Source organism: Paraburkholderia phymatum (assembly GCF_038900715.1).
In the GTDB taxonomy this organism is placed as follows: domain Bacteria; phylum Pseudomonadota; class Gammaproteobacteria; order Burkholderiales; family Burkholderiaceae; genus Paraburkholderia; species Paraburkholderia phymatum_A.
This window is the reverse complement of the sequence record NZ_JAYMRZ010000017.1, coordinates 108,612-120,872: the sequence shown is the minus strand read 5'-3', so window position 1 is coordinate 120,872 and position 12,261 is coordinate 108,612. Positions and strand designations below refer to the sequence as shown.

Genomic DNA, 12,261 nt, shown 5'->3' with positions numbered 1-12,261 from the left:
CCGGCCGCGATCGGCGGCGCTCAGCGTGCCGCATCCATCCCGAGACGCTTGAGCAGATCGCGGCCGCGCGCGCTGATCTGCAATGCTGCCGCGCCGCCGAGATCGCGCACTTCGACGAGTTCGTAGTGACGCAACGCGAGCACATCGGGGTCGAGCGATTCGAGACGGTGTTCGTTGCTGTTCAACAGCATGAGCGTCGCGATTTCGTGAGGGCTCAACATCGGGACACCTCCATGGTCGAGTGAGCGATCAGTCCCGCACATGCTAATCGGGCGCCGCTACAGTTTGACTACGGATGTGTTTCATGACGTTACGCCGTTACAGGTTTGACGATCGTGAAAGGACGCGGCTTGCGCATGCGCGCGCGATCATGCGCGGAATGCGCCTCGACAGGTGGCGCGCGGCTGTAACAGGCTTACGCGCGGGTAAGCCCGATACAGCAAATGGAAAGCACGCTGACGTTTGACGATACGCGAGCGAGCGATGCGGCGATGCGGAGGCTGACGATCGCGATCAGCGAACGTCGTCGACGGCGACGCGATACTCTGCCGCCTCCTCATCGACTTGCGACACGAGCGTTTCGAGCGACAGGCCCTTTGTCTCGATGCCCATCGCCCACACGGCGAGCGCCGCGACGCCGAACGACAGCGCGCCGAGCGTGAACACGCCGCCTTGTCCGAAGATCGGGAGCACGACGCCGACCGCATAGGGGCCGATCAGCGAGCCGACACGACCGATCGCCGACGCGAAGCCCGAACCCGTGGCCCGTGCGCCCGTGCCGTACAACTCCGGTGTGTACGTGTAGAGCACGGCCCACATGCCGAACAGGAAGAACTGCATCGCGAGGCCGGTGCAGATCAGCAGCGTCACGCTATCGGCGTGCAGCGCCGTCTGTCCGTACAGATAGGCCATGATGCCGCCGCCCGCGAGCGACGCGATACAGGTCGGCTTGCGGCCCCAGCGTTCGACGAGCCATGCGGCGCACAGAAAGCCGGGGACGCCGCCGAGCGAAATCAGCACCGTATAGAGCACCGATTTCGTCACGGCGAAGCCCGCCTGCTGCATCAATGCGCCAAGCCACGACGTGAGGCCGTAGAAGCCGAGCAACGCGAAGAACCACAGCGCCCAGACCATGATCGTGCGCTGGCGATACGCCGCGCTCCAGATCTCGCGAAACGCGCCGTGTTTCGAACGCGGGGCGGTATCGGCGAGCATCGACGGTGCGGGCAGCGAACGGATGCCTTTGGACTTCATCACTTTCGCTTCGATCTGTTCGAGCACGGCATCGGCTTGCGCGTCGCGTCCGCGATGTTCGAGCCAGCGCGGCGACTCGGGCACGATGCGGCGCACGATCAGCACGAAGACGGCGGGAATCGCGAGCAACGCGAATACCGTGCGCCAGCCGAATTGCGGCAGCACGACGAACGACACGCAGCCGGCCGCGATGAAGCCCAATGGCCAGAAGCCGTCCATGAGTGCGACGAGACGTCCGCGCGAAGCCGTCGGCACGAATTCGGAGAGGAGCGTCTGCGCAATCGGGAACTCCATCCCCATGCCGATGCCGAGCAGCACGCGATACACGATCAGCGCCTCGACGCTATGCGCCGTCGAGCACAGATACGACGCGACGCCCCACAGCACCATGCTCCATTGAAAGACGGGCCGGCGCCCGAAGCGATCGGCGAACAGGCCCGCGACGGCGGCGCCCAGCACCATGCCGAAGAAGCTCGCGCTGGCGACGAGCCCAGCCGTCGCGCTCGACAGGCCGAACTCGGTCTTGATCGAGCCGAGCACGAAGGTCATCGTGCCCAGATCGACGGAGTCGAAAAAGAACGCGATCGCGATGATGATGAAGATGGTGCGGTGATAGCCCGAGAAAGGCAGGCGTTCGAGACGCGCGGCGGCGCTGGCCCGTTTCGTGGATGAAGAGACGGATGAAGAAGCGTTGGTCGGCATGGCATCCTCGAATGGATGAAGGAATAGACCGGTGTTCTGTTGCTCCGGTCCGCTCCAGTAGACGCCGCCATTAATCCGTCATATAGAACAGATTCGGCATTGCAGTGGAACGTGCGCGTCATCGGCGGATGACGCACACGGCCCGTGAATGCCCGTCAATACGTTTGCGTCGCCATGCTCCGCGCGTGTGCATGCGCAACGATATGCGCGCCACGCGCCGGTGCGCCGTTCGCCACATAGTAGGGCGCGGTCGAGCGCGCGAGCGGCGCGCGTGCGCGAATGCGATCGGCGATTTTTTCGGCGAGCATGATGGTCGGCGCGTTCAGGTTGCCCGTCGTGATTCGCGGCATGATCGATGCATCGATCACACGCAATCCTTCCAGACCATGCACGCGTCCCTCGCTATCGACGACGGCCATGTCGTCGTAGCCCATCGCGCACGAACACGACGGATGGTATGCGGTCTCGGCGCGCGCGCGCACGAACGCGTCGATCTGCGCGTCGGTTTGCAGTTCCGCGCCGGGGCTCAGTTCGCGTCCGCGAAAACGGTCGAGCGCCGGTTGCGCGATGATCTCGCGCGTAATGCGGATCGCGTCGCGGAACTCGCGCCAGTCGAGCGCTTCCGCCATGTAGTTGAAGAGAATCGACGGATGTTCGCGCGGATCGCGTGAGCGCAGCTTCACGCGGCCGCGGCTCGGCGAGCGCATCGAGCCGACATGCGCCTGGAAGCCGTGCATCTTGATCGCGTTCGTGCCGTTGTAGTTGATCGCGACGGGCAGGAAGTGATACTGGATATTCGGCCACGGGTCGTCGTCGCGCGTGCGAATGAAGCCGCCCGCTTCGAAATGATTGCTCGCGCCGATGCCCGTGCCCTTCAGCATCCATTCGATGCCGATCGCGGGCTGATTGCGCAGCAGCAGCGCGGGGTAGAGCGACACGGGCTCCTTGCACTCGTACTGCATGTACATCTCGAGATGGTCCTGCAAGTTCTGGCCCACGCCGGGCAGATCGAGCACGACGGGGATGTCGAATTCGCGCAGCCACGCGCCGGGGCCGACGCCCGAGCGTTGCAGGATCTGCGGCGACGCAATCGCGCCGCTACAGAGCAGCACTTCACGGCGCGCATGCACGGTGATCTGCGCCTGACCGTCCAGATACACGACGCCTTGCGCGCGCTTGCCGCTAAACAGAATGCGATCGGTGGTTGCGTGCGTGACGATCGTGAGGTTCGCGCGCTGCTTCGCCTGATCCAGATAGCCGCGCGCGGTGCTCGCGCGGCGGCCGTTCGCTGTCACCGTGCGGTCCATCGGGCCGAAGCCTTCCTGCTGATAGCCGTTGAGATCGTCCGTGCGTGGATAGCCCGCCTGCACGCCCGCTTCGACCATCGCGTCGAAGAGGGGATTCACGCCGGGCTTGCTGGTTGTCACATGCACGGGGCCGTCGCCGCCGTGGTAATCGTTCGCGCCGATATCGCGCGTCTCCGCCTTGCGGAAATACGGCAGACAATCCAGATAGGCCCAGTTTTCAAGGCCTTTTCGTTCGGCCCAGCCGTCGTAGTCGAGCGCATTGCCGCGGATATAGCACATGCCGTTGATCAGCGACGAACCACCGAGCCCCTTGCCGCGTCCGCATTCCATGCGTCGGTTGTTCATGAACGGCTCGGGGTCCGTTTCATACGCCCAGTTGTAGCGGCGCCCCTGCAACGGATACGCGAGCGCGGCGGGCATCTGCGTGCGAAAGTCGAAGCGATAGTCGGGGCCGCCCGCTTCGAGCAGCAGCGCGGTCACGTCGCGGTCTTCCGTCAGCCGCGTCGCGAGCACGTTGCCCGCCGATCCCGCGCCGATGATGATGTAGTCGTACTCTTTCGCTGCCATGCTGCGCTCCCTCAAAACACGGGCTGATATCGGCCCAGTTCGACCTGGATGGACTTGATGCGCGTGTAGTGCTCGAGTGTCGTGATGCCGTTCTCGCGGCCCATGCCCGATTGCTTGTAGCCGCCCACGGGCATTTCGGCGGGCGACTCGCCCCACGTGTTGATCCAGCAGATGCCTGCTTCGAGCCGGTGAATCACGCGATGCGCGCGCGACAGGTTCTCGGTGACGACGCCCGCTGCGAGACCGTAGATCGTGTCGTTCGCGCGCGCGATCACGTCGTCCTCGTCGGCGAAACTCAGAATGCTCATCACAGGGCCGAAGATTTCCTCGCGCACGATCTTCATGTCGTCGCGGCAGTTCGAGAACACGGTCGGCTGCACATACTGGCCGCGCGCGTAATCGCCGTCCGTGATGCGCGCGCCGCCGATCACGAGCCGCGCGCCTTCCTGCTTGCCGCTCAAGATGTAGCCGAGCACCTTGTCCAGTTGCGCCGCGCTCGCGAGCGGCCCGAAGTTCGTCGACGGGTCCGACGGCTTGCCGATGCGAATGCGCTTCACGCGCTCGATCACGCGCGCTTCGAATGCCTGCTGCACCGATTGATGCACGAACACGCGCGTGCCGTTCGTGCAGACCTGTCCCGCGCTGAAGAAGTTGGCCGTCACGGCGATATCGGCGGCGCGGTCGAGATCGGCATCGTCGAAGACGATCAGCGGCGACTTGCCGCCGAGTTCCATCGTCACTTCCTTCAGCGACGAAGCGCCTGCCGTCGACATCACTTTCTTGCCCGTCTCGACGCCGCCCGTAAACGAAATCTTCGCGATGTCCGGATGTGCGGCCAGCATCGCGCCGACGCGTCCGTCGCCCTGCACGACGTTGAACACGCCGGGCGGCACGCCCGCTTCCAGATAGATTTCCGCGAGCTTCGACGCGGAGAGCGGCGTGACCTCGCTCGGCTTGAAGATCATCGCGTTGCCGGCTGCGAGCGCCGGCGCGGACTTCCAGCACGCGATCTGGATCGGATAGTTCCATGCGCCGATGCCCGCCGTGACGCCGAGCGGTTCGCGCCGCGTATAGACGAACGATTCGGCGCGCAGCGGAATCTGCTGGCCTTCGATGGCTGTGGCGAGGCCCGCGTAGTACTCGATGACGTCCGCGCCCGTGACGATGTCGACGGCGCGCGTTTCCGCAATCGGCTTGCCCGTGTCGCGCATTTCGAGTTCGGCGAGCTCGTCGTTGCGCTCGCGCAGCAGTTCCACTGCGCGGCGCAGGATGCGCGAGCGCTGCATCGCCGTCATCGCGGCCCATGCGCGCTGGCCTTCGCGCGCGGATTGCACGGCGCGCTCGATGTCGGCGTCGCTTGCTTGCTGAACGGTCGCGAGCGTTTCGCCCGTGGCGGGGTCGAACGTGTCGAAGGTGACGCCGCTCGTGGCGTCGACGTATTCGCCGCCGATATAGAGACGTTGCAGGCCGTAGACGGGCATCGGGTTTCTCCTTGAAATGCGGGTGTTCGTGGCGCAGCGCCGCGTGTGCGCTCTATGAGCCGTTGCGCGCGAGCAGCAGGTCGATGTAGTCGTTGGCGAGACGCAGTGCGGCTTTCGTATCGAACGGATCGCCCGACAGCGCGCCGCGCAGCCACAGCCCGTCGATCATCGCCGCGAGGCCGCTGGCGGCGCGCCGCGCGGACGTGCGCGGTAATTCTTTTGCGAACTCGGCGCACAGGTTCGAATAGAGTCGGCGCGTGTTCACGCGCTGCAAGCGGCGCAGCGCGGGCTCGTGCATGCTCTCGGTCCAGAACGCGAGCCACGTCTTCATCACGGGGCCGCTCACCTGCGATACGTCGAAATTCGCCGCGACGATCGCGCGCAAACGCGCACGGGGCTGCGGCTTCGCGGCGATGCGCCGGCGCGTTGTGGCGGCCCACAGATCGCGCAGGATATGACGCATCGTGGCTTCGAGCAGGCCGTCCTTGTCGCCGAAATAGTGGCTCACGATGCCCGTCGAAATGTTCGCGCGCTGCGCGACGGACGCGAGCGTCGTGCCCGACAGACCGGACTGGTCGATCGTGAGCAGCGTGGCGTCGATCAACTGCGCGCGACGCACTTCGCGCATTCCGACTTTGGGCATGGTGTCTCGCGAGGCTTGGCGAAAGTCGTCACTCTAGTCTTTTTTTATTGAACGTTCAATCAACAAAAACGAGGCAATCCGGCTTTGTCGGTTTGAGGAAAACGCGTGTCGCGTTTTGAACATTGGTGGACGGGGCAAAGGGACTAACCTCGAATCAGCGCTATTTGCGCATTCAGACCAACATGGAGACGAGACGATGAGCAGCAATCGCGGTGTCGTGTATCTGGGGCAGGGCAAGGTGGAAGTACGGCCGATCGATTACCCGAAAATGGTCGATCCGCGCGGACGCGCGATCGGTCACGGTGTGATCCTCAAAGTGGTATCGACGAATATTTGCGGCTCGGACCAGCACATGGTGCGCGGCCGCACAACGGCCGAAATAGGCCTTGTTTTAGGGCATGAAATCACGGGCGAAGTGATCGAAGTGGGCCGCGATGTGGAGACGCTGAAGATCGGCGATCTCGTCTCCGTGCCGTTCAACGTCGCGTGCGGCCGCTGTCAGACCTGCAAGGAACAGCATACGGGCGTGTGCCTGAACGTGAATCCGTCGCGTGCCGGCGGCGCATACGGTTACGTCGATATGGGCGGCTGGATCGGCGGGCAGGCCGAATACGTGATGGTGCCGTATGCGGACTTCAATCTGCTGAAGTTTCCCGATCGCGATCGCGCGATGGAAAAGATCCGCGACCTCACGTGTCTGTCGGACATTCTGCCGACGGGCTATCACGGCGCCGTCATGGCAGGTGTGAAGCCGGGCTCGACGGTGTATATCGCGGGCGCGGGCCCTGTCGGCATGGCGGCTGCTGCATCGGCGCGCATCCTGGGCGCGGCGTGCACGATCGTCGGCGACATGAACGAAGAGCGGCTCGCGCATGCGCGCGCAGTCGGCTTCGAGACGGTCAATCTGTCGAAGGACGCGACGCTCGGCGAACAGATCGCGCAGATTCTCGGCAAGCCCGAAGTGGATTGCGCCGTGGATTGCGTGGGCTTCGAGGCGCATGGCCACGGCACCAGCGCCTCGCGCGAAGAGGCGCCCGCAACGGTGCTCAACTCACTGATGGACATCACGAAGCCGGCGGGCGCGATCGGTATTCCGGGTTTGTACGTCACGGACGATCCGGGCGCCGTCGATGCCGCCGCGCGCAAGGGCAGCCTGAGCATCCGCTTCGGCCTTGGCTGGGCGAAGTCGCATTCGTTCCACACGGGACAGACGCCCGTGATGAAGTACAACCGCAACCTGATGCAGGCAATTCTGTGGGACCGTCTGCCGATCGCGGACATCGTCAACGTGACGGTCGTGTCGCTGGACGATGCGCCCGACGGTTATCGCAAGTTCGATGGCGGCGCGCCGCGCAAGTTCGTCATCGATCCGCATGGTTTGCTGAAAGCCGCTTAGTGCAGGTGCGTTCGTTGCGGGCGCGCTCGCCTGCAACGAGCGGGTAGCAGGTCGAAGTCTCCTCTGTCCCGTTTTGGACGATGCTGCGTTTTCCTCTACAGGAAACGCAGCTTTTTTTGCTCTGCGCGTGCCGGTTTAAATTGCCTTCGATTGCCCTCAATTGTCTTCAATCGAATTCAGAAGTCGTGTCGAATGGAAAACGTCGCGCCTCTTTCGTGTGAGTGATTGAGGTTCAAAAGCGGATTCGCTCTGAAGCTCCATTCGTCGCTGTCGGTCGATGAACCTGAAGGGCCGTTTTGAGGATCGGCAGTGAGTCCATAGTCAGGCGAACCCGGCGCCTGGCCCGTCTGAAGGCCGTCGAGCCTGGACAGGCGCTGTCCGAAGCGGAAGCGCCCGTAATCCGGCGCGATGCTGTACCGGTCATAGAGCCCGTAAGCCGCAGCGCCCATATGCAATGGGCTCGCGACGACGTATCGGTGCAACCGCCGTTGCGGCGCATAAGCCGTCGCCGGAATTTGCGGATACGAATAGAAGAGAATGGATGTAGGTTCCCTTTCGGGCAATAAACGGGCGTGATCAGTGGCGGCGGATTTAGCGAACAACGTGCCGCTGACCAGAAGAAGCAACGCCCCCGCAATACAGTTGGGGAGATTGCGGCGCGTCGCGAAGAGGACCTGATGAACAACGGAAATGATCACACTGCGGATCAACCTGGCTCGGCAGAGGCTTTGCCTGTCTAAACATTGATACTACATTTTAGTTCTTTCAATGCCTTGTGGGTTTGCGGATAACTCCAGATGTTAAACCTGATAAATCAATGCTATAGGGGTCAGGATAACACGATGAGCAAGTTCGATTCATCGGCTGAGAACAAGGCTTGTGTTCGCGGGACGGCAGACGGACGTTATGATTCGGCAAATTAACCAAAAAGGTAGTTCCCAGCAATGTCCAGCTTACGTTTGCATTTCTGGTCGATCACCGGCACCGTGATCGCGTTCGTGGTGTCACTGTGGATCAACCAGGAGGTGTTTACTCATACGTCGTTTGTGCGAGGGATCAACTGGATATTCCTTCCTTCTGGCGTACGGCTTTTGAGCACGTTGCTGGTTGGTGTCGATGGTTTTCTTGGTTTGCTGCTTGCTGGTCTTCTAACGGACTTTCTTTACTGGTTTCCGCATGACCCGGTGAGAGCGATCGCTGGTGCGATACTCGGGTCAGCGGCTCCGTATCTGGTCTACCGGTTCGCGAGGGAATACTACGGTTTGCGTGCATCGTTGACGAACCTCACACCGAAACGGCTTCTTGTGCTTGCTCTTGCGTATTCGGTCGCGAATCCGTTGTTACATCACCTGTGGTTCGCACTGACGGGTACGACGGAGAACTTCTTCGAAAGCCTGTTCAGCATGTTTGTCGGCGATCTGACGGGCGCGCTCATCATGCTGTATGCGATGAAGGGACTTCTGGCCTTGTTGCCGAAACGGCCGGGCGATTCTCGCTTCACGAATGGCATGTTTAGCATTCAAGCGGCGTTAAACAGCGCATATGACAATCAGGCGGCACGCTAGCGTCACAGGGTGACGTCGCGGGATCGAACCCGAAGGCTGCTACAGGCCGACGGCCGAATACGCCAGGCTGTAGCTGGACTTTCCATCGGTGGCGTGAGTATCCAGGATGTTTGAAGGAGGTAGAAGAGCGGCCGCTGGCGGATCAGGCTCTCACGTGGCCTTGCGGCTTCATGTATAGCGTTTTATCACCTCATGCAGCCGGTCGCAGGATGTGGCGAGGTTTCTCTCCGGTGAGGTCGCGATACCCAACAAAAGTCCCGATCTCGCCGAGGCCGGCGACGCATACCAGGGTGACAGCGGCGGGGGACCCAATCCAAACGCCAACAATGCTCTCGCAATGGAGATGTCCGACACGCCGTCGGGCAATCGCACAAGTACGGCCAAGCCGGCAGTCGTTGTCTCGAGAGCACGCTCATCGAGGCATTTGAGCAACGCGTCGCGTTGAGCGGCATAAAGGCGCTTCATCCGTCTCAGATGGCGCATGTAGTGTCCGTCGCGCATGAACTGCGCCGTCGCGAGTTGCACGGACAGCCAAGGCGCCGGAGCCAGGCACGCTGCCACCTCTGCGAACCGGGATACAAGCGGCAAGGGCGCGACAACAAATCCCAATCGCAGTGCTGGACTGATCGTTTTGCTGAAGGAGCCGACATGAATGACGCGCTGGCCACGATCGAGCGACGCGAGTGCCGGCGCGGCGCGTGCCGTCAGTTGCAGCTCGCTCAGGTAGTCGTCTTCAAGAATCCAGACGCCTTCTTTCGCAGCCCAGTCGAGAAGGCGCAGACGCCTGGCGAGCGAGAGCGTGGGACCGAGCGGTGCCTGCTGCCCGGGTGTGATGACAACCAGATCGGTATTCGGCTCATGTTGGAAGCCGTAATCGATATTGAGCCCTTCCGCATCGACCGGTATCGGCGAAAGTGACAGACCCGCGAGTTCCAACCCGTGTCGGGTGAACGGAAAACCCGGGTTCTCCACCCACGCCTTTTTGCCTTCGAGGCCCAGTACACGCAGTGTCAGTCCGAGCCCGCCGCTAAACCCGCTCGTGATGACGATCTGGGCGGGCGAGCACGTGACGCCGCGCGAAATGGCGAGATAGGCAGCGATCTCGCGCCGCAGTTCCAGTTCGCCCCGGGGATCGGGATAAATGGCTGATGCGCTGGATTCCGCGCGCAGAGCGAATGAGCGAACTCTTGTGAAAAGTCTTGCGGGTAGCGTTTCCTGTGCAGGCACGCCCATCTGGAAAATCGCCGGCCCAGCGGTGAGTTCCCGGTATGTCTCCATGAACGACCCCGGATCAGGCCGTTCTTCCACCTGAACGGGAGCGGGCGGCCGATCCGCCACTCGCGTCCCCGTCGCCCGGGAAGCAACGATAAGTTGCGCATCGGCGAGTCGGTCGTATGCCAGGCGCACCGTTCCCCGGGCAACGCCAAGTTGGGCTGCGAGGTCCACCCACGATGGCAGACGTGCTCCCGCCGCAAGCACGCCGCTCTCAATTGCAGTGCTGATTGCCTGGCGGATCTGCTCGGCCAATGGCGTCTTCGCAGACCGATCGAGTTGTATTTGCAGCGGCTTGGTCATCCGTTCATGGTACATAAAAAAATGTTCATTCCTGGTTCTTGCGGCCCAGAGTGCAGCTTCGATGCAAGGGCAATAAGGAGAAGCATCCTCATGAACATTCGATCTGTTCTCGGTGTCGCCGGCGCAGCTGTTGCCTTCATCATCTCGATGCCTGCTACTGCGCACGGGATGGGTTAAACCGTCACACCCAGTTTCGAGCATGCCATCCCCGACATTCCTGGCAAGTCATTGTCCGGCGTGGCGGTTCCCCACGCGCGGACGACGCCTGAAAGCGGTCGGGTCCATGCCGTGCATTGCGTGGAACGCCTGCGAGAAGTTGCTTCGGCTCGTGAATCCGACCATCCTCGCGACCTCAGCGACCGGACGCGTGGTCGTCGCCAGCAACTCGGCCGCTTTTCGTAGCCGCACGAGCTTCAACATGCTCATAGGCGGCTGCCCGAATGCCTTCATGAACTGGGCAGCAAACGCGGATCGGCTCATGCCGGCGATGTCGGCCAGCCGCTCCACGGTCCACGGCGATGACGCGCGCTCAAAGATTGCTTCGAGCGCGCCTGCGAGCCGCTTGTCGGCAAAGCCTGTCGCCCAGGGCAGCTCTGTTCCCCCAGCGTCGATCTGCCGCCGCATCACCATGATCAAGCACTGCTTGAGCAGTGCTTCCACCAGTGCCCGCGAGCCGAGCCCCGGCTGCGCGCATTCTGCCAGCAGCATGACGAACTGGTTCTTCAAACCCGACTGCCCGTCGAACTGCGCGATCAGCGGCCGACGCAGCGCGCTGAATGGGTCCGTGCCGTGATTCGTATCGAGCTTCAATTCACCGCATGCCGTGGCGATGCCGGCCGCGCCTTCACCCGCCAGGACTGTCGGCACCGTTTCTCGCGAAGGCCAGTCCTTGATACGTCCGTGGTTCGTTTCGGTGCTGGGCGACGGACTGCCGCTTTCGATCGCGTAAGCGATGCCAGGCGGCAACAGCACAAAACTGTGCGACGTCAGCGCGACGCGCTCGCCCGTTTGCGTCACGAGTACGCCTCTGCCTTCCATGCAGTAGTGAAGGGTTGCCGTTGCGCAGGCGTCGAAGCGGGCGCTCCAACCGTCGCGAATGTCGCACAGGGTGAAATTCGCCACGCCGATGTCCAGTGCGGCAAGGAAGCGTTCGAGGACGGGAAGCTCAAAGATAGCGTGACTAGTCATGGACGAATTAGAACCAAATCGAGACCAAATGGAACGAGCGCCTCTCTACTATAAGCATGCAGGCCAATCATTACAGGAGAACCCCATGTTCGATATGAAGCATCTTAGCCGACTCAAGAAGCTGGACGAAAACGCACCGGAAGCGATGAAAACCTTCTGGGCATTTGACAAGGCGGTCTTTGAAGAAGGCGCGTTGAGTGTGCAACAGAAGCAGCTTATTGCCGTCGCCGTCGCATTGACGACGCAGTGTCCCTACTGCATTGAACTGCACACCAAAGCCGCGCGCGACGCAGGCGCCAACGAAGCGCAACTGTCGGAGGCCGCGCTCGTGGCGGCGGCCATTCGTGCAGGCGGCGCCGTCACACACGCTACACATCTGTTCCGGGGTTAAGCGCGGTAGTCAAGCGCGGCAATGTGCAGCGGCTTGGTTGCAGCGGCTTGGTCATCCGGTCATGGTGCATAAACAATGTTCATTCCTGGTTCTTACTTGTGGCCCATAGTGCGGCCACAATACAAAGGCCATAAGGAGAAGCATTTTTATGGACATTCGGTCTGTCCTCGCTGCTGCCGGCGCAGCCGTTGC

The 12,261-nt window shown here is 62.1% G+C and carries 11 protein-coding genes; 3 read left to right on the top strand and 8 right to left on the bottom strand.

Translation table 11 applies throughout. The features are described from left to right. Nucleotides 1–20: 20 nt before the first annotated feature. The 5 genes from VSR68_RS27765 to betI form a co-directional block, all read right to left on the bottom strand. Complete coding sequence (locus tag VSR68_RS27765; protein WP_342942915.1) at nucleotides 21–221, bottom strand: hypothetical protein; 201 nt, start codon at nucleotides 219–221, stop codon at nucleotides 21–23. Nucleotides 222–513: 292 nt separating this feature from the next. Next, entirely contained in the window at nucleotides 514–1,956 is a 1,443-nt protein-coding gene (locus tag VSR68_RS27760; RefSeq protein ID WP_342942914.1) for an MFS transporter, read from the bottom strand. A gap of 155 nt (nucleotides 1,957–2,111) precedes the next feature. Next, nucleotides 2,112–3,830, bottom strand: a complete 1,719-nt coding sequence (gene betA, locus VSR68_RS27755; RefSeq protein ID WP_342942913.1) for a choline dehydrogenase — start codon at nucleotides 3,828–3,830, stop codon at nucleotides 2,112–2,114. An 11-nt stretch (nucleotides 3,831–3,841) separates the two neighbouring features. Further along, nucleotides 3,842–5,311 carry a betaine-aldehyde dehydrogenase gene (betB, locus tag VSR68_RS27750; protein ID WP_342942912.1) on the bottom strand — a complete coding sequence of 490 codons (1,470 nt, stop codon included), beginning with the start codon at nucleotides 5,309–5,311 and terminating at the stop codon, nucleotides 3,842–3,844. 52 nt (nucleotides 5,312–5,363) lie between these two features. Further along, nucleotides 5,364–5,954 (bottom strand): transcriptional regulator BetI, encoded by a 591-nt coding sequence (gene betI / locus VSR68_RS27745; protein ID WP_342942911.1) that lies wholly within the window; start codon nucleotides 5,952–5,954, stop codon nucleotides 5,364–5,366. Between the two features lie 196 nt (nucleotides 5,955–6,150). Between betI and fdhA the strand changes: the two genes are divergently transcribed. Then, nucleotides 6,151–7,350: a formaldehyde dehydrogenase, glutathione-independent gene (gene fdhA, locus VSR68_RS27740; RefSeq protein ID WP_342942910.1), complete on the top strand. Its 1,200-nt coding sequence runs from the start codon at nucleotides 6,151–6,153 to the stop codon at nucleotides 7,348–7,350. 176 nt (nucleotides 7,351–7,526) lie between these two features. Here fdhA and VSR68_RS27735 read toward each other — a convergent pair whose 3' ends face one another. Continuing rightward, a complete protein-coding gene (locus VSR68_RS27735; protein ID WP_342942909.1) occupies nucleotides 7,527–8,060 on the bottom strand; it encodes a hypothetical protein in 534 nt (177 codons plus the stop codon). Nucleotides 8,061–8,294: 234 nt separating this feature from the next. Between VSR68_RS27735 and VSR68_RS27730 the strand changes: the two genes are divergently transcribed. Beyond that, nucleotides 8,295–8,915, top strand: coding sequence for a hypothetical protein (locus VSR68_RS27730; protein WP_342942908.1), 621 nt, complete (start codon nucleotides 8,295–8,297; stop codon nucleotides 8,913–8,915). Nucleotides 8,916–9,083: 168 nt separating this feature from the next. On the opposite strand, the gene VSR68_RS27725 is transcribed toward VSR68_RS27730, so the two are convergent. Both VSR68_RS27725 and VSR68_RS27720 read right to left on the bottom strand, forming a co-directional pair. Beyond that, nucleotides 9,084–10,490, bottom strand: a complete 1,407-nt coding sequence (locus VSR68_RS27725) for a PLP-dependent aminotransferase family protein (RefSeq protein ID WP_342942907.1) — start codon at nucleotides 10,488–10,490, stop codon at nucleotides 9,084–9,086. 225 nt (nucleotides 10,491–10,715) lie between these two features. Then, nucleotides 10,716–11,678, bottom strand: coding sequence for an AraC family transcriptional regulator (locus VSR68_RS27720; RefSeq protein ID WP_342942906.1), 963 nt, complete (start codon nucleotides 11,676–11,678; stop codon nucleotides 10,716–10,718). Between the two features lie 85 nt (nucleotides 11,679–11,763). On the opposite strand from VSR68_RS27720, the gene VSR68_RS27715 reads away from it, so the two are divergent. Next, nucleotides 11,764–12,069 (top strand): carboxymuconolactone decarboxylase family protein, encoded by a 306-nt coding sequence (locus VSR68_RS27715; RefSeq protein ID WP_342942905.1) that lies wholly within the window; start codon nucleotides 11,764–11,766, stop codon nucleotides 12,067–12,069. Nucleotides 12,070–12,261: the final 192 nt, after the last annotated feature.